Here is an 18,505-nt window from a genome sequence, read left to right on the forward strand (position 1 = left end):
ATAATTAGTACTAGGATATTTTTCCTTTAATAGGAAAATAGTCTTTATACATATATGACTAGTATAAAGAACCTCCCTTAAAACTTTCTTTTGATGAAATTATTCTATGAGATTTTCTCTACGTAAACTGCTTTAAACCTTTTTCCGTTAAACAATTCAAAATGAACTCGCGGACCCTTTTGAGTGCCCAAATATGCCTAAAGGCCTAATTTTACCTAAATGCTCCAATTCCTGACTATATGCCTACATAATATTCTGAATATTTAATTTATAATTAAGCCTGTCCACTGTAGTGGAATTACATAGGAGGTGTTTGAATGAGAAAAAGAAACAAAGTCATGCAAGGCCTCATCATTGCAACAGCATTCAGTGCATTGAGCTTTACCACCCTGTCCCCAGGATTGGGCGCGGGCGGTATAACAGGTGCCCAACAGCTTGAAAGTGAGCGAATTGCACAAGAGGAGTCACCTGCTGTTGTCCAGCTTGAAGTGCCAAATAAAAAGGCGCTTGATAAGCTGGTTGAAATGGGTATAGACCTCACCCACAGAGTCCATCAGCATGGTGAAGAGATCGAGGTTGATGTGGTTGTTACACCTTCCGAAATCGCAGAATTAAAAAAGCATGGAATCAAAGTAAAGGACACACTGATTACAGAGGCTCAGTGGAACCAAAGGACTGCAGAAAGGAATGCCGCGGCGCAGCAACAGTCCACTATTGCATCGGCTGAAGATACGATAAAAATTTTACGAGCTAATCATTATACAAACCAGTCCGCTACCTTCCTATATGTTGAAGCGAAAACAACTGCCGGTGAAAGTGCAAGTACAGCACTAACCGCCACATGGATGGAAGATGGCGTGGAAAAAAGAGTCACCTTGAGTCGATTTGTTGACTACGGAGAATATATGTATCACTGGTTCGAGGTTCCAGTCACAGCCGTACCGCAAAATGTTACAATTACCAGCAATCTTGGAGGCTCGGCTGGAACTGCTGTGACAGAGTGGCTGGGTGAAGATAAAAAAGGCAGTCCGAAAAAACATTATGTAAAGGAATTTGTTGACCATTATATGGACCCAAATGAGCTGTATGAACGGGCTGAGCAGCTTGCCAGGGAATTCCCGGATTTAGTCGAAATCATTGAAATGCCGAACAAAACAAACGGTTACCGCCGCCTCGCCCAAGCAACTATTGGCCCTGCAACCAATTCGGCTGTTGTCGTATCTTCGAAGGCTTGGGGGCATGAAGGTGGAAATGATATTACCGTAGAGCTCAAAAATCAGGGAGCAGCAAGCCAACCTCTAACGGTAACCACAAACGGCAAAGATATTGTTGTTGAACTTGCAACGAATTCTGATGGAGTAGTAACAAGTAATGCAAAACAGGTTGCAGATGCCCTGAATAAAGAAGCCGGCAGCCTTATTACCGCGACAACTTACCGAGGCAACGCGGGTACAGGCACGGTAACTACAGCCAAGGCGAAGTTGACAGACGGCTTAAAAGCTCCGGCCCATATTTCCCGTGAGCCTCAAACTGTCAAGGCGATTCGAATCGGCAAACATCGCGACGGTTCCAAACCGGGTGTCCTTGGCTATGCACAGGAACATGCCCGTGAATGGGTCACACCGCTCGTAACGATTGAAACAGCGGAAAGATTACTTCGGAACTATGCACATGACGGCGAAACAAAACAACTGGTCAACAATCTGGATATTTTCCTGGTCCCTTCAGTAAATCCAGATGGTGCACTTTACAGCTTCTATGATTACAATATGCAGCGGAAAAACATGACGAATCACTGTGGCCCTAACCAATCTGATTCCGGATATCGAAACAGTTGGGGTGTAGACCTCAACCGGAATCACTCTGTCGGCTCAGCCTTTGATGGATTTATCGGTGCTTCGACTACAAACTGTTTGAGTACCACATACGCGGGACCAGCGGAACATTCCGAGCCTGAATCAAAGAACCTTGTCTGGCTTGCCGATCAAAATCCAAATATTAAATTCGCTATGAATATTCACAGCTATGGCGGGTACTTCATGTGGTCTCCTGGCTCATATGACCCGGATCGTGTTACCTTGCCTCGTCCGACAGCCGGCCAGGAAGCATTCTACTGGGCTGCGTCAAACGAAATCCTGAATGATATCCAGGACCACCGCGGAACAGTCATCCTGCCAAGCCGCACCGGCCCAATACCGGATGTCCTATACTCAGCGGCCGGGAACTCAGCCGACTATCTGTGGTATGAAAAAGGTATTTATGCATGGAACTTTGAGGTTGGTGCAGACTTGTGGGATTCTGAAGCGAACAGATGGCGGGCTGTAGGATTCCAACCTCCATATAAAGAAGGACACGAGGAAGCAATGGAATTTGCGAATGGGTTGATTGGATTGATCAAGGTCGCCTATAACCAGTCAAAGGATAAGCAGCCTCCTTCAACAAAAGCTGTACCTGGAAACGGCAAATTTTCCGGTCCTGTCGAAGTATCCTTTGAAACGAGCGAAGCAGCGACCATCTACTATACTCTTGATGGAAGCCGACCAACATTCGAGTCCGAGCATTTAAAACTATCCGGAACTCGGGAGCCTGCTGAAACATTGAAAATTGATAAAACAACAGTGTTGAACTGGTTCGCAGTAGATGCAGCGGGCAATATCGAGAAAAACTATAACCCGATCAGCAATTCTTCCAACTTCAACTCTGTGACACTAACAATCAAGTAAGGAAAAGATGCCGTGCATGCTTCAGAAGCTGAAGTGCACGGCATCTTTTTTACTGGTGCTGGCCTACTCTTTGCCTAAAACCACTTGCAAGAGGTACAACAATAAGACCAGCAATGACGATTTGCATGATGTTGCCTGGTACGGAGCCAAATGGCTGAACCCAGTTACCAAACAGGAGCACTTCTGAAAAATAATAGCCGACAACTTTTATAATCAATGCTGCGGCAACTGCCAAAGAATACACAAAAACCTTTTTTCCAGGTACCTTCTCTGCGATAAGTCCAGCTAAATAGCCCATTAAGCCAACGATAACAAATGTAAATGGAGCCCATGCTGTCCACCCCGAAACAATATCAAAGAGTGCCATTCCGAATGCACCCGCTATAGCCCCTGTTTTTTTGCCAAAAACAAAAGCTGCTATAAAAAGAGGCACATTCCCTAAATGGATAAGTCCACCATTCCCCATCAATGGCAGCCTGATGTTAATAAACATTGTCGCTACAAAAACCAGCGCGATAAAAAGTGCATTAAAAACTAGAATCTTTGTTTTGTTCTTTTCCGTCGTTAACATAAGAATCCCCCTATTTTCCATTCCTGCCTCTATTTTTAAGTCGAGAGTATTATCAACATCTCCACTTGTGTAATGATTATTAGTATAATGAAAACTGACAATATAAAAAGGGTCAATTTTAATAAATTTTACATGGTCAGATCGGGGATAAAGTTAGATATATGTATATTTAATTGAATAAGAATGATAGAAAGCCTTTAATGACTTCTTTTACGCAAAAAAAGATCTTCCCTGTGCCATACTGGCACAAGAGAAGACCTCTTTATTAACCAAAACGCTTATTTTTTCCCAATCATGAACTCTGCCTGCTTTTCTGCAGCCTTAAAGCCGTGTACGGATTCCCCATTTACTATGACTTTGTAGGTGCCTTTTGCGTCAGTTTTCTCCGGCGTATAAGTGGCTTTGTAGCTTACGCCTGTTGATGATGGAAGATTGACAACAGTCCCATTAGGCTTTATTACCTTGGCCGTCCATGTGAGTGATTGATTGGCAGTCGCACTGACCAGAGCCGGGTTTTTAAAGCTGACATCAGCTTTCGGCGTCACGCTTACGGACTGAATAACTGGCATTTCGGCCTTGCTCAGTCTGTAAACGTTGACTGTTTTGGTTGTGGTGAAGCCTGCCAGATCGACAACCCTTACTGTAAAGGTATTTTGTCCCTCTTTTAGGCTGACTCCAGAGTTGAACGTTTGGTTGTAAGGAACCGGTTCAGCCCAGGAGCTTGGTCCGGAGTTGAATTTCACTTCACTGTCATTGACGTAGACTCTGATTTGGTCAAAATTATCCTTAACCGAGATTGCTAGATTTGTTTTGGCCACTCCATTTTCCACGTGGGCAGGAGCTGTAACATCCAGAGTTGCCGGAGTCGTATCGACAAATACCGGGCGGCGCTGGATTTGAATTTCATTTCCGGCAATGTCGACAGCCTTAATGGAAATTTCATGAATGCCATCCCCTGGAATAGATACTGTTGTAGCAAAACGGTAACGCTCTTCTTCCACATTCGACGCATTCTTCTCCATTACACGATTAAATGGAACAGAATTGCCATTGACGTAAATTGAATCAATTAATGACTCGTCACGGACATAGCCCTTTACCGAAATTTCTTTTGTAGTAAGGATTGACCCATTTCCAGGAGTTTCAAGTGTGATAACTGGAACAGCCGTGTCTCCCGTAGCCACATTTTTAGCAGTTTGGGAGGTAATATTATTTGCAAAATCATAGGCAACGACTTCAACCTTTGCTCCTTTTGGAACTGTTACAGCTGATAAATCATAGGAAGCAGCAGTTGGACGAAGTATTTGGTTTGCCGGCAGGACACTTTCACCGTCAACCTTCACTAGGAAGTGCTGCAACCCGATTCCATTGCCGTCATTCGCTTCCCATGTCAGCTGTTTTGTAGTTGTGTTATATTTTGCATTAACAACCGGCTTGGTTGAATCAACTACAAAAGGAATGCGCTTTGTTTGCCATTCGGGATCACGGTGCTTCATGTCGACTTTTGCCTTAATTTCATAGAAGTACTTACCGTCTGGAACAATTTCACCGTTCACCTTACCGTCCCAGCCGCGGGCAGTCGAGTAGGAATACCTTGTTGCCAGGCTGCCATAGTGCTTTCTGACAAACGATTCGGTACGGATTGTCCTCAGTTCATTTCCATCTTCATCCAGTACATTGAACTGCATATCAGTCGAATTTCTAAGGAAAGACAGAACCGGTACAATCGTATCGAACATGCCGTCGCCGTTTGGAGAAAGCGAGAACTTGCTTACAGCATTCGTGTATCCATTAATCGGGTCATTACCGATGTAAGTACCACGATTATCCACCATCCCAGCAACAGGAGTTCCCCCGGTACCGTCAGTGAAGAAAAACTTATTGTCGACATAGCGAATGCCGTCAAGGATTGAAGGGCGATCCCATTTGCCGTAGAAACCGACATACGGTACGACGAGGTTAACTTCCTCTCCAGATACATCCTCCAGGCGGACAAAACCTTCAACAAAGATATCTTCTTTCAAATCAAACTCTGTTTTAGCACCAGTGCTTGTGTAGCCTGGGATTTTTGCATTAGTCAAGTCGATGCTTACTGGAATTTCCACACTGCCGCCTGCTGGTACGGTAACCGTCTCAGGTGCAGTAACGACTGCATTTTTCAAAGGCTCCGAGCCTCTTAAATGCGGGTCGCCTGTTGTTGCTACCCCTGCTGACCAGTTCACATCACCAGAAGCGAGGCGCTGGATCGCATCAGTAAGAACATCAACGTTAACTTTATAAGTGACAGCTTTGCTAGCAGAATCATTGATTGCTTTTACTTTGAACGAAACCACTTTTTTCGTAAAATCCTTAAGTTCAACTTTTGCTTCGTTGGTCTCCGGATTAACGGCACGGACAGAAGTCAAAGTCGCATTATGGATTTGCATCATCCCTGCCCCTTGCAGGCGAGGGGAATATGCAAACCCGTTTGTTCCAGTTGTGACTGCTGCTGTGTTCATCAATAGAACTTTTGCCAGACGCGTTTGTGCAGTCAACGGCAGGTTTTTGTAAAGCGGATTTTCTTTAATATATTCCATCACAAGCGCTGAACCACCGGCAACATGGGGAGCCGCCATAGATGTACCGCTCATGAAACCGTACTTGTTGTCGTTTAAAGTTGAATAAATATTTCCGCCCGGGGCCATGATTTCAGGTTTGATTTCAAGGCTTGGGGTTGTTCCCCAGGAGGAGAATTCAGTTGGGCGCCCGTTTTGCGGTCCTGGCTGAGAATTAGAGATAGAAAAATTAATAGATGTATTGCCTGAAGCATAGAGCTGATGCATTTGATCAGCGGTTGGCTTAGTTACAAGCATAAATGGAATTGCAAATCCACCCTGGTCCTTAAAGATCGTACCGCCTGTACCGGCATCGTAAACGATAATCCCAGCAGCTCCCTGTTTTGCTGCTTCCGTCGCTTTATCTGTTAAAGCAGAAGGTGTTCCACCGCGCATAACAGCAACAATCTTACCCTTTACATCAAGTCCTGCATAGTCTGCTGCAGCACCATTTTTGGTTCCCAGTGAAACAAAGCCATATTCTTTGTTACCGAGCTTTTGGGTCCAGTTATCGCTAGTATAACCAACACCGTTTACAGGGGTTCCAGTTAAAGAAAGGCCAAATTCATACCAGGTTTGTGTATTTCCGGATGCGGCAACCTGAATGGAATCAGTCGATAACCCTGGTGCACCTACAAGGCCGATATCAGGATTCTCGGCAAAAGGTGTTTTATACCCACGGCCGATATGGCGTGAGTTACCAGCTGAGACAGATGAAACAATCCCATTATCAGCAGCACGTGTGATTGCCAGGTTGGCAGGATCTTCAGGTGTATAAAAAGATGCAACTGAGCCAAGGCTCATGTTCAGTACATCCGCACCCAGCTTGATCGCTTCATCAATTGCAACCACATAAATATCAGAGAACGTTGAAGCATAACCTGGGTCATTACTGAAAACCTTCATCGCAAGCAGCTGTGTTTCAGGCGCTACCCCTTTGATGCCGCCCTGTTCAGGGTCACCATTCGCACCAACTGTTCCGCCAACGTGCATACCGTGATTGGAACCACCTGGGACCAAATCACGTACTTCTGTATTGCGATCAAAATAATTGTATCCGTAAGGAATCTTTTCGGTGAAATACTTCCCTGGCAAACCGTGCTGGGCTGCCAATGAACTTACTTCTTCTGCAGATAGATCGGTCTGCACCCCTTCACTAATAACCATATCCCGATGAGCGGGATCCATACCAGAATCGATAATGGCTACAACCATGCCCTCACCTTTGTATTGACCCTCTGTCCATGCTTTATATGACTGGATATAGTCATGGCTTGTCGTCATATCCGGTTCAACAATCGGCCTTCCATACTCATTTGTCAGATAAACCTTTTTAACCTCCGGCAGGCTTTCTATCAATTGAATATCGCCATAAGCCACCTCACCGCTAAAGCCGTTCACAACAGCGGTAAAGTTATTTTTATAGTTTACTTTAATTTTTTTATCGGCCAGCTTTTGCTTGGCCTTCTTCTGAGCGTTTACAGCTCTATCATTTAGGTTCTTCTTCTCTTGTTTTGACAGCTTGGAATATTTCACACCCTTTTTGGTCGCATATTCAATCGCTGTCTCTTCCTTAAGCTCTACTATTACCCTTACCTTTTCTTCCGGAGAAAATGCAGAAACTGCCTCGTCCGTTCCTGGTACTGTTTGTTCACTATTTTTAGCTGCAGCTAGATGATTGCTTGTCCCTTTTGCTGCCGATGGCTGAGGTACAGCATAGGCAAAACTGGAAAATGACAAAAGGAAAATCAAAAGTAAAGCTAAACTTCTCTTCATGTTGGTCATACTTTTCCCCTTTTCAATTAATTTTTCCTTTTCTAAACCCCTGTGATTATGGATTTCATAATCCCCCCTGAACAAATATTTTCCCAACATTCTATCTTGTCAGAACAATCTGAATGTAACATGGTTCTTTGGTATGCCGTAAGGGTCTTTTAGTCTATAATTCTACTTTTTAGACTAGGCTAAAAGATGCAAATATAGTAAGTGTTAGCTAGAAAGCTTCTCTTCTAAAAATAAAAAAGTGCAATAATTCGTTACGAACTATTGCACAAGAAATTATCCATTTTTTCATTGAAATTTTATACTCAACCTATTAGAATAAGTTGCCTTTAATAAAGTTGTTTTTATAAGATTTGAACCCTTCATTCTTAAACTTTCTTTGAATAATTATTCTTCGCTTGGTCTATTCTTTTGTGTTGGCAGCGTATCCCAGAAGCTTGTATCAGCAGTATTAATTGAACCATCGGAAATTGCCCTGACTGTTGCATCCAATGTTTCAATTGTCTGCTTGATGAGATAGCCATTGCTTTTTTGACCAAGAGCGTATGATTCAATATAGTGGTCGGACATTCCCCTCATCTCAAACAACAATGTTGCAATGTCATAGCGAAGGGCTGCACCATTACGGCCGATATTCGCTCCCGAACCCCCGTCATATTTCCCAATATGTCCCCAGCCTTTGCTTTCAAGCTCATGGTAAACAACAGATCCGAGTTTCTTGGATTTTTCCAACACCTCGGGTTTAACCGCCGCATTGGTCGGATAGAGGATAGACCCTGACACCAGTTCCCCATCTGTTTCACTTCTTGTTCCTTGATGATGTAAATCGATCATATAATCAATCTGATATTTTTCGAAAACATTTTCATGAAGGTGACGAACTTCCGGCTGCATATTGGCTGTCGCTTTATCATGTTCACGGTTTAAGTCAAAATTATTAGCGTTGGAGCGGGTAAGATGGCGGTCCCCGTCTGCAAGGTAGTTATCAAGCGAGAAATTCACGTCACCCATGGCCCCGTCGGCATTGAGCATAGGAATGATAAGGATGTTAAGCTTGTCAAGGACACCCTTTGTTTTATTTGTACCTAAGTGTTTAATAAATTCAAGCGCACCTTCTGTTGTAAGCTGTTCATTTCCGTGCTGTTGAGTTAAAAATAGGATTGTTGGATTGTCAGGATTTGAAATATACTTGACGAGGTGGATATCCCTTCCTTTCACAGTCTGCCCAATCACTTCAAGGGTCATTGCATCTTGTTTTGCATCTTGAGTTTTTAGATAACTGACCATGCTATCATACGTATGTAGAATCGAAGTCTGAATGGAACCATTCCCAGCGCTTGGGCCATTACCAACTGCCCCGACCGGAATACCAACTGCAGTTACCGCACCAAAAGCCAACATACTAGAAAAAGAAACACCTAAAAGCTTCCTCTTAAAACTCATAAAATCCCTCCAATTAGTATTTAAACGCTTACATTCCTAGTGTAATAGTTAAATATTACTTCGGGAATAGAAAAGAAGTCCCATTTTTCAGATAATTATATGGGTAAAAATTGGTACGGAAGATGGAGTTTAATTCGTATTAATAAAGGGTATAAAAATATTTTTCTAACCTATTGGTTTAAAAGAGCAGGCATCTCAACTAAAACGGCATAGCTTAAAGGGCTGTGAAAGGGAAAGATGGGGGTTAAGTGTGCTTTTAAAATAACACTTTATTTTCGGGGGTTTTTATCCTGCGTGCGTATTACACCTTAAAAGTCCGTTCAAAGATAATTTTACAAGCATGGCAGTTTTATGACATAACCCGCTTGTAACAACCTATTTTGCTTTTAATTCAAATAACACCATTACACCACAGCCAATAGACTGTGGTGCAGGCAAATTGTTTTATGTTTGGTATCGACTTTACATAATTATATTATTTTCTATCCAACTCACTTTTTAACTACCAAATGATTATCGTGTCATGGGATTCTTGAACTTCTCATTTGATTTCAATAAAGACAGGATCTCTTATTGAGATATACGGTGTTTTATCATCTAAATTTCTGGTAAAGTGTTTTCTACCTCGCCCTGTTCCCTCTTCATACTATCTTTTAATTCAGTTGTCCCCAGTTTTCTTCTTCTTTTAAAAAATGTAAGAATACATTCATTCCCATCTTTGGCTGTTCCTTAATTTCTTTAATAAATCGGCTTTTTGTATCTTCTGGAACCAATGCACTTTTTTCTATTCTTCTAACCATATAATCAATGCTTTTGTTCAGAATTTCCACCCGTTTGAACTTTACTTCTTTCCTCAGGGCAGCCCCAACCGCAGCCATTAGCGCGTATATAGTTATTGCTATGAATGTTTCTTCACTCCTAGGAGCAAATAACACTAGAGGTATAAGATTTATACCAGAGAAAACGAGCAACATGACCGATATAAGCGAATATCTTGTTGCTGTCTTTAGCAATGGCTGAACAATTGTTTCAATTTTTTCTAGCTCTTTTTTATAGTAGCGGGGAATACTATTGAAAAATTGATTCATTACTATACTCCTCCATTCGTTTATTCACCCTGATAGGGCAGTTATTTACTTTCGTTCATTTGGAAAATAAAAAAGACCTTTACCCGAGAAACAGGTAAAGGTCTTGCTAACAACAAAGTATGTTGCCAATAAAGCCGAGAGTTAAAACTCCGAATTGACGACCTTATAGTAAAAGCTACTCCCCTAAAGGTGTATTTATTTTATATTTTTATTATACAAAATCGGTATTTTTATGTCAAAAAATCGGCCTTCAGCATTCAGTTAACCGATTCTTTATGTTCCCATTCTAAATTTTGATAGGAATTATAATTACATAGGAATTTTTCCATGTCTTAAGTTAATTATTCTAAAATGTTATTCAGTTTTCTATTTTAGCTGGAAATTTTTTCAAAATATTTATACAAGGCATGAAATACTCCGCTGTAGTTCTTCTTCCATGGTTTCTTCTTCCCACAAAAATGGATAAATACTGTATGCGTGATGATGTAATCCATATCGCATTTCCCGTTTGTCTTGATTCTATAATAATTATAAAACCTGGCATCATAATTATAAATCTTTTCATCAAGGCTTTTAATTCTTTTCGAATAAAGGGCATTTAATACATCTTGATCGGGCATAATCAATCTTGTTTTGTGTTTCTCGACAAAGGCATATATAGCTTGTTCATCAATTTCCTTCCGCTGGAGCTCCAGGTTGATCATCAGTACACCCGAGTTGTAATATGCCTCAATTCCGTATGGAAAAAGGCGGATGCGATTGATTTCCCTAACCGAAATTTTATCGTGGAAAGCAGCTGCATATAAATTACCATCGAATTCTGTTTCGTAAAGGTCTTTAACCGAATTCAACACCAATATATCGGGATCAAGGTAAAGGATGCGGTCCAAATCTTGAGGTAAAAACTTAAAAGCTAGCAGCCGGTAGTACATTTCTTTTGTATAATGCAAAAGGACCGGTGCGTCATGAAAATGGCTTTCGTCCACTTTTATTACCTCAAGCTTGCTACCGTGTACCTCAATGTAATTATGTAATTGGCTTAACTTTTCATCTTCAATTTCCGAATGCATTAAATAGATTGTAAATCGTTCTCTTGGATTATTTAGAAAAAGTGATTTCAGCATTACGCGTAGCGGTTTTAAATAAGTGGAATTTAACGTGACTAGAATATTCATTAAATCTGACTCCCTACCTTACACAATACTATTAAATGTATAGACAAAACGGAAAAATACTATATTCATCCTCCTCTCAATTTGCCTAACTCTCTAAATTACTTTTGAAGTATGTCCCTTAATGAAAAGGAAAACGATGAATTAAGAGTAACATACCTGCCTAAATAATTACATGAATCCCAACCCCAGTTCCACCTAAGATGGACTTGCTCTGATTGTTGCAAATTTCCTCCTCATTACGATTTATTTTTTTTACAAATGAAAAAGGAGTTAGGGTAAGCCCCAACACCTTTTCTCATTTTCCACGGATTCCTAGTTAACTGCTTGATTTTGATCTATATTCCTTCTCAATTCCATCCGCATATACAATCTCTACTTCAAACTCTTTTACATTTTCCGGTATATCAAACACCTTTGAAACCTGTGCGAGAACCTCCTCTTCAGTAGTATATTGATCAAACCTAAAGGATTTAAACTTTTCATGTAATTCCTTCATTGCATCATTGCCGGCAAGTTCAACATTTTTCTCTTTGTCGACATAGGAAGCTACTGTACTATTTTTTTCTTTTTGATAACTTATATCAATCGCATTAAACGTCTTTTGGGTATCCACTTCCAATTCGAATGAGGTGAAAGGGTAATCCAATTTATTAACATTATGTTTCTCGTTAGGATCAGTCGCTTGATTATCCGCAGGGGCATTTTCTGGAGGAGGATTCACCTCTTCAGTATTATTACAACCTGCCAAGACTGAAGCAGATATAGCAAAAAGTGCTATTCCTTTTGTGAAGTTCATTTTATCGGCTCCTTTTCCCACTGTGATTCTCTCTTCTTTATATAAGCCTTTATCCGTTAAGTAGAATTCCAAACCTTTCATTACAAGGGAGGGCCTTTCCATGAAAAGAATAATACAGATTATCTTTGAGACAGAACTTGGCTGGGACATTCATGTATCCGGCAATCGGTAGGGTTTACTCTTTGCTCCATTTGTTTTCTTAGTCTATTATGTATCCATTTAGGGAACATTATCGATAAATCTACTTATAATGTCTATTGGATGAGCAGTAAACTTGAAAGTGCTAAATCAGATAAATATAATTATTTGTAGATTCAGAAAATTTGTTCAGGAGTGAGGTAAAAGTGGAAATTCGTATTGAATATTGTACTGCTTGAGGCAATTTACCAAAAGCCGTCGGTCTGGCGGATGAATTGTTAAATGAATTTAAAAATAATGCCAATAAGTTGGAATTGGTTCCGAGCACTGGAGGCGTGTTCGAGGTTTCTGTGGACGGCCAGAACATTTTCTCTAAAAAGGAAACAGGCCGTTTCCCTGAAGAGGGCGAAGTGCTGAACATTGTAAAAGAAAAGCACGAATAATTCAATGTGATATAAATGGACAGTAGCTTGCATAAGCTACTGTCCTTTTTGCTTTAATCGATAGCCTCTTCTAACCAAAGAAGTACCTGATCGATTTCATCCTTCGTCGTCTGTCTTCCCAAACTAAAGCGGATTGCACCCATTCCAACCTCTATCGGAATAGCCATCTCTTTTAAAACCGGCGATAATTCAATGCTCCCTGCATGGCAGGCCGAGCCTGTCGAGGCGGCTAACTGAGGAATTTTGGAAAGCAAATCCTGCCCAATTCTCTTCACAAAACTTACATTCAATGTGTTAGGCAGCCGCTCTTTCGGATGCCCGTTTAATTGAACGAGATCTCCAAACTGTTGCTTTAACCTCTCCCAAAAATAATCCGTCAGTTCCTTAAGTGCCCTATTACCAACATGGTTTTCAGCAATTTCACATGCTTTGCCAAGCCCAATTGCCAATAAGGTATTTTCCGTTCCGGCTCGGAGCCCTGATTCATGCCCAGCCCCGTGAATCAATGGTTCCAGCTCAATTCCTTTTCTCTTGTATAGCGCACCAATTCCTTTAGGTGCGTAAAGTTTATGGCCTGCGATTGTCAGCATATCGACTTTTAACTCGTTGACATTGACAGGTACTTTACCGACTGACTGAGAAGCATCCGTATGAAAGGCGATTCCATGTCTTTCAGCTATGTTCCCAATCTCTTGAATCGGCTGCAAGGTGCCGGTTTCATTGTTGGAATGGATGATTGATATCAGAATAGTTTCTTTTGTAATGGCTTTTTCAATTTCCTCCGGTGACACTCTCCCGTATTGATCTACACCTACGTAAGTAACCTTCGCCCCTATTGACTCAAGGAATTTACATGGATTCATCACTGCGGGGTGTTCAATTTTCGATGTAATGATATGGTTGCCTTTGCTCTTATTTTTAAAAAAGAAGCGCCAGGTTATTCGCTTCACTCCCTCCGCTCGTAAAAATGATTTCCTCAGGAAAACAGCCAAGTAAGCAGGCTGTTTGTTTTCTTGCTTTTTGCATAAAGCCCTTAACCGGTGCCCCAGCCCAATGCAGTGCGGACGGATTTCCATAAAAATCTTGGAGCAACGGTGTCATTGCGTCAATGACTTCAGGTGCCAGAGGTGTGCTTGCGTTGTAGTCTAAATAAATATGTTTCATATTTCGCTTCTCCCTTTCCCCAAATAAAATAAGTAGTTGAAATTCCTCTAACAAAAACACCCGTAATCTTTCGTATACCTGCCGAAATGGGATAAAACATTTATTTTTCAGTAATGTTAATAGATTATTAAACAATTGTAATCTAATATACCAATAGTTGAAATGTATTTATGGGATAATGGCTACTTCAAGTTTAAAAGATGGTATCTTCCTAAGTTTCTGATACCCCCCTTTCTGAAACTAAAGAGATGGCCATTTTTTAACTTGATTCATTGATTATTATCATTATTTTCAGCCTGGGTGGTGCAAGTATGGAAGGATCAAGAAGGGGAAAAAAGAGAAGAAGGATAAAATGGATGAGAGTCGTTGCCGCCCTTCTTTTATTAAGTATCTTTTTGGTTGGCCTTTTTACGATAGTTCAGTTTTTAGAAGGAACGATAAAAAAGGTTAATCAACCATTTAAAAAAGCTGAAGCAACTCATTCGTTTAATGGGGTGAAAACTAAAACAGACGAAGTAAATGTCCTTCTACTAGGTAGTGACTCCAGGGGAGAAAAACAAGCTAGAACCGATACAATAATGGTGGGACACTATAATCCCAAAACTCAGGAGATAAAACTTATTTCTCTTATGCGGGATATGTACGTATCCATACCTGGACATGGAGAGCATAAATTAAATGCTGCTTATACATATGGGGGACCTGAATTATTAAGGCAAACCATTAATTTGAATTTTGGTCTGGATATTCATCATTATGCAATTGTCGACTTTGAAGGATTCGAAAAAGCTGTCGACCTCCTCGTCCCTGATGGAATTGAAGTAGACATACCATACGAGATGTCTGAAGGCATCGATATGACGTTAGAGAAAGGAAATCAACGGCTTAATGGCAAAGAACTTTTAGGTTATGTTCGTTTCCGTCAAGACCGTCTAAGTGACTTCGGCCGGGTTCAAAGACAGCAAGAAGTCATCACAAAATTAAAGGATGAAGCCGTAAGCCTGCATAGTGTCACAAAGCTTCCTGATCTATTAGGACTCTTAGGTACATATATTGATACAGACATTGACACCCCAACACTCTTGACAATCGGAAAAGACATTTTGTCCAACGAAAGCGGAGAAATACAATCAATTCGCATTCCCGAAGATGGCAGTTTTACAAATGTTCGTCATGAAGAAATTGGAGAAGTCTTACAAGTGGACTTAGAACAAAATAAGAATGCTCTTAATATGTTTTTAGGAAGCGGAAAAAGTAATCCTTGATTAAACGTACCCATAATTTTTTTTGAAGGTTGTTAGTTTCGACTGTTGGTTTTCAGGCCCAAGCACTCACTTACGCAGTACGTCCGTTGTGCCTGCAGAGGCAGGGCGCCCTCTCTTCTAATCAGCAGCTAATTTACTAACACACTCTCATACTATCCCATTCTTAAAATAATTGAAAACCGCACGAGTCAAATTGACTGTGCGGTTAACTATTTATATTTGACGGGACTTTGCGGGAATCGAACCAAACTGACATAGCACGCAGGTTAAAGTGGTTTAGAAAATCCAAATAGAACACCACCTCAGGAATATATAGCCGCCAAGGTGAATTTAAAAGCACCCCCCTCTATATTAGCAGGAAGGTCCGACCAAAGATTAGATTTTGATTAGATTATCCTGTTTCTCTGTTTCCGTTATGATAATATTTCTTTTTGCCATTTCTTCAATATATTCTTTTCCGGGAACAATCAGCTCTGGTGGATGGACGCCTTTTTTAGCTATCGTTCCATTGCCAATCATTTGAGCTACGACGGAAATGGTGTTTGCGGTTGCGCGTGCCATCGCTGTTACATTATTTGTACGGTCTTTAAATGTTGTCATTTCGTATTCGTAGGTTGTTTTCACCCCATTTTTCTCTCCTGAGGCGATGACGCGAAGTAATACCACATCATCTTTGTCCTTTAAATCCACAATCGGGGCAAGAACCTTTAACAAAACGTCTCTCGGCTTCACTTGCTGCCCTTTTATCTCCACTTCATAATCATTACGGGTAAGGTTAAGGTCAACAAGCAATTTGAATTTCTCGGCATGGCCTGGGAAGCGGATCGTTTTATACTCCAATTCATCTAAATAGGGGTATGAATAGGGCAATGTGGAGGTTCCACCCGAAGTATGAAATGCTTCCAGCGGACCAAATTTCTCAAAGTAGATTTTTTCTACCTCCGAAAGCGAAGGTACTTCTAGCTTTACTCCATTGCGAACGATCAATGAAGGGTCGGTATAATGATCAAATAATCCTTCCATTGAAAAAACATGATTATATTCAAGCGGGGGTTCTGGTCTTACAGGAATCCCGCCAACATACATCTTAATGGATTTAACATTATCAAGCTTGCTTGCACCATAGCCGGCCAAAATATTAATCATACCTGGGGCAACACCCAAATCAGGGATAATAGTCGAATGAGCTGAAATCGCCTCTTCTTTCAGCTCCAACACGCGATCCGTGATATGACCGATATGTCCACCAAGGTCAACAGAACTTACCCCTGTAGCTATAGCAGCTTTTGCAACTATTTCATTAAAGGTATAAAAAAGTGCATTAACCACGACATCATATTGGCGAATAAAATTTACCAGCTCGTCGTAGTGCCCGGCATCAACAGAAAACGCTTTTAATTTTGACGATTGAAGTTGGTTGCATACTTGTTGTGCACGCCCTAAATCAATATCTGCCAATCCAACTGCCTCTACTCCAACACTTTGCACTAAATCACGTGCTGCTTCTTTTCCCATTAATCCAGATCCTAATACAGCTACCTTCATATTAACACCTTCCTTTCAAAAATCCGGATGGAACCCCCACGCTGCGAATGCCCTTATATATAGTTTAATAGTTACTTAAATTATAAATTCATTAAATTTATAATAATATGTATGCTTTAACCGAAAATAAATGTAATTAACATCCAATTTCTATACTTTTTTACCAAATCAAAAAAATAATGAAGCTAAGCTTCCGGTATGTATTCATACCCAAACCAAATAACAAGCTGCTGTTCTCTTCGCTACAGCGGATATATTGTCCCGCTTAGCCTTATGCTCCCTCTAGAATCACCATCATAATAAACCAACCAGTAAACCATTGAATCCAGATCAGCATCGAGTTTTTCGAACGTAACCAAGGTAGCAGTATAAATAGAAAAAAGACAACCTCCACACTATTTGGTGTCAGTTGTCTTCCTTCAAAATTTTTCCCTGCAGGTTAGGATACAAGTTCCACATTTTCCTGTTTTATTCTCTCTTCTTCTTTTAACGCTTTTTTCGCCCAGTAAGTGGCAATCATAGGTCCGGAAATATTATGCCAGACGGAGAAAATAGCCCCTGGGACAGCTGTAATTGGAGAAAAATGAGCAGTAGCTAGCGCTGCAGCAAGACCGGAGTTCTGCATCCCGACCTCGATTGAGATTGCCTTTTGATCGGGGTAAGGGAATTTACACCATTTGGATATAAAGAACCCTAAAACCAATCCAATAAAGTTATGTAAAATAACAACACCGAGGATGGCCAAACCTGATTCCAAGATATTTTGTTTATTCCCCGCTACCACTGCTGATATAACACCGACAATCCCAATTACAGAAACGAGTGGCAAGATTTTCGCTCCTTCTTCTGCTTTATCCTTCAAAATCCATTTGAAGGCGATACCCAGTATAATAGGAAGGAGAACGATTTGCACTGTTGAGAGAAACATATCTTTACCTGATACAGGAAGCCACTGGCTCGCTAATAAATAAATAAGTGCTGGAGTTAGGATTGGTGATACTAAGGTGGCTACTGAAGAAACAGCAACGGACATGGCAACATTGGCCTTTGCCAGGTACGACATAACATTTGATGCGGTTCCCCCAGGACAGCAGCCTACCAAAATAACACCAACCGCAACTTCAGGAGGGAGGTTTAATCCTACAGCCAGGAGATAAGCAGTACCTGGCATAATGATGTATTGAGCAGCTACCCCGACGAATACAGCGAGAGGCTGCTTAAATACTGCCTTGAAATCTTCTAAAGATAACGTTAATCCCATCCCGAACATGATAATTCCCAACAATATTGAGATATGGGGGCCAATCCAGGTAAAACCGGATGGAAACAACATGGCCAAAGCTGTGAATAGTAAGACCCAATAAATAAACGTATTTCCAGCTGCAGTACTAATTCTTGCTAACGTGTTCATTTTAAACCACCTTTTAGTATTAATTATTTCATTATAATTTATTTTCAGAAAATATCAACAACAATTTTCGATAACAACCGCTAAACTTCTTTATCGGTCGACTCAAAAGTGTCGAAGTTTTTCGTTCAGAGAATTTTGCTGAATAAGGTGAGGAACATGGAGACCTTTTGTAATAATACTTTCGCTAAAAGTGATTTTAGTTTTTTTTACTATAAGAATAAATGACTCTCGGTTGTACAAACTCATACTTTGAGGGATAAAACGCCAACATCGCCGGCGGATGAGGAGTAAATGAAAAGACCGCAAAAAACTATGCGGTCTTTTTTCTCCAGATAACCTCCACTGGAACAATGGTTTAATGTTGTTC

Annotated in this window: 13 protein-coding genes; 3 read left to right on the forward strand and 10 right to left on the reverse strand. The window is 40.9% G+C overall.

Annotation, left to right across the window (positions count from 1 at the left end):
- The first annotated feature begins 317 nt into the window (after positions 1–317).
- Positions 318–2,723, forward strand: a complete 2,406-nt coding sequence (locus AM500_RS14635) for a M14 family metallopeptidase (RefSeq protein ID WP_053599879.1) — start codon at positions 318–320, stop codon at positions 2,721–2,723.
- Between the two features lie 49 nt (positions 2,724–2,772).
- Here AM500_RS14635 and AM500_RS14640 read toward each other — a convergent pair whose 3' ends face one another.
- The 6 genes from AM500_RS14640 to AM500_RS14665 all read right to left on the reverse strand — a co-directional run bounded on the left by AM500_RS14640 (position 2,773) and on the right by AM500_RS14665 (position 12,322).
- Positions 2,773–3,294, reverse strand: a complete 522-nt coding sequence (locus AM500_RS14640) for an ECF transporter S component (RefSeq protein ID WP_053599880.1) — start codon at positions 3,292–3,294, stop codon at positions 2,773–2,775.
- 278 nt (positions 3,295–3,572) lie between these two features.
- On the reverse strand, positions 3,573–7,673 hold the full coding sequence (locus AM500_RS14645) for a S8 family serine peptidase (RefSeq protein WP_197282600.1): 4,101 nt from the start codon (positions 7,671–7,673) through the stop codon (positions 3,573–3,575).
- Between the two features lie 384 nt (positions 7,674–8,057).
- Positions 8,058–9,113: a M14 family zinc carboxypeptidase gene (locus AM500_RS14650; RefSeq protein WP_053599882.1), complete on the reverse strand. Its 1,056-nt coding sequence runs from the start codon at positions 9,111–9,113 to the stop codon at positions 8,058–8,060.
- Between the two features lie 653 nt (positions 9,114–9,766).
- Positions 9,767–10,201, reverse strand: coding sequence for a DUF5392 family protein (locus AM500_RS14655; RefSeq protein WP_053599883.1), 435 nt, complete (start codon positions 10,199–10,201; stop codon positions 9,767–9,769).
- Positions 10,202–10,572: 371 nt separating this feature from the next.
- Positions 10,573–11,376, reverse strand: a complete 804-nt coding sequence (locus AM500_RS14660) for a glycosyltransferase family 8 protein (RefSeq protein ID WP_053599884.1) — start codon at positions 11,374–11,376, stop codon at positions 10,573–10,575.
- A gap of 316 nt (positions 11,377–11,692) precedes the next feature.
- The gene (locus AM500_RS14665) at positions 11,693–12,322 is read right to left on the reverse strand and encodes a YusW family protein (RefSeq protein ID WP_053599885.1); all 630 of its coding nucleotides are present in this window, start codon (positions 12,320–12,322) and stop codon (positions 11,693–11,695) included.
- Between the two features lie 194 nt (positions 12,323–12,516).
- Here AM500_RS14665 and AM500_RS14670 point away from each other — a divergent pair, with 194 nt between their 5' ends.
- A complete protein-coding gene (locus AM500_RS14670) occupies positions 12,517–12,753 on the forward strand; it encodes a SelT/SelW/SelH family (seleno)protein (protein WP_331457331.1) in 237 nt (78 codons plus the stop codon).
- 53 nt (positions 12,754–12,806) lie between these two features.
- Here AM500_RS14670 and AM500_RS14675 read toward each other — a convergent pair whose 3' ends face one another.
- Together AM500_RS14675 and AM500_RS26265 are read right to left on the reverse strand one after the other, a co-directional pair.
- The gene (locus tag AM500_RS14675; protein ID WP_269432484.1) at positions 12,807–13,703 is read right to left on the reverse strand and encodes a cysteine desulfurase family protein; all 897 of its coding nucleotides are present in this window, start codon (positions 13,701–13,703) and stop codon (positions 12,807–12,809) included.
- Positions 13,672–13,917, reverse strand: a complete 246-nt coding sequence (locus AM500_RS26265) for an aminotransferase class V-fold PLP-dependent enzyme (protein ID WP_269432485.1) — start codon at positions 13,915–13,917, stop codon at positions 13,672–13,674. The genes AM500_RS14675 and AM500_RS26265 overlap by 32 nt, the downstream gene beginning before the upstream one ends.
- Positions 13,918–14,228: 311 nt before the next feature.
- On the opposite strand from AM500_RS26265, the gene AM500_RS14680 reads away from it, so the two are divergent.
- Entirely contained in the window at positions 14,229–15,182 is a 954-nt protein-coding gene (locus AM500_RS14680; RefSeq protein WP_053599887.1) for an LCP family protein, read from the forward strand.
- A 375-nt stretch (positions 15,183–15,557) separates the two neighbouring features.
- On the opposite strand, the gene AM500_RS14685 is transcribed toward AM500_RS14680, so the two are convergent.
- A complete protein-coding gene (locus AM500_RS14685; RefSeq protein ID WP_053599888.1) occupies positions 15,558–16,727 on the reverse strand; it encodes a saccharopine dehydrogenase family protein in 1,170 nt (389 codons plus the stop codon).
- Between the two features lie 439 nt (positions 16,728–17,166).
- Positions 17,167–18,138, reverse strand: a complete 972-nt coding sequence (locus tag AM500_RS14690) for a bile acid:sodium symporter family protein (protein WP_053599889.1) — start codon at positions 18,136–18,138, stop codon at positions 17,167–17,169.
- Positions 18,139–18,505: the final 367 nt, after the last annotated feature.

Source organism: Bacillus sp. FJAT-18017 (assembly GCF_001278805.1).
Classification (GTDB): Bacteria; Bacillota; Bacilli; order Bacillales; family Cytobacillaceae; genus Bacillus_D.

Bases quoted from the DNA above. Each gene is read 5' to 3' on its own strand.
- AM500_RS14690 (WP_053599889.1), bottom strand. From the start codon at position 18,138: ATGAACACGTTAGCAAGAATTAGTACTGCAGCTGGAAATACGTTTATT.
- AM500_RS14685 (WP_053599888.1), bottom strand. From the start codon at position 16,727: ATGAAGGTAGCTGTATTAGGATCTGGATTAATGGGAAAAGAAGCAGCA.
- AM500_RS14680 (WP_053599887.1), top strand. From the start codon at position 14,229: ATGGAAGGATCAAGAAGGGGAAAAAAGAGAAGAAGGATAAAATGGATG.
- AM500_RS14650 (WP_053599882.1), bottom strand. From the start codon at position 9,113: ATGAGTTTTAAGAGGAAGCTTTTAGGTGTTTCTTTTTCTAGTATGTTG.
- AM500_RS14645 (WP_197282600.1), bottom strand. From the start codon at position 7,673: ATGACCAACATGAAGAGAAGTTTAGCTTTACTTTTGATTTTCCTTTTG.
- AM500_RS26265 (WP_269432485.1), bottom strand. From the start codon at position 13,917: ATGAAACATATTTATTTAGACTACAACGCAAGCACACCTCTGGCACCT.
- AM500_RS14655 (WP_053599883.1), bottom strand. From the start codon at position 10,201: ATGAATCAATTTTTCAATAGTATTCCCCGCTACTATAAAAAAGAGCTA.
- AM500_RS14660 (WP_053599884.1), bottom strand. From the start codon at position 11,376: ATGAATATTCTAGTCACGTTAAATTCCACTTATTTAAAACCGCTACGC.
- AM500_RS14665 (WP_053599885.1), bottom strand. From the start codon at position 12,322: ATGTCCCAGCCAAGTTCTGTCTCAAAGATAATCTGTATTATTCTTTTC.
- AM500_RS14640 (WP_053599880.1), bottom strand. From the start codon at position 3,294: ATGTTAACGACGGAAAAGAACAAAACAAAGATTCTAGTTTTTAATGCA.
- AM500_RS14635 (WP_053599879.1), top strand. From the start codon at position 318: ATGAGAAAAAGAAACAAAGTCATGCAAGGCCTCATCATTGCAACAGCA.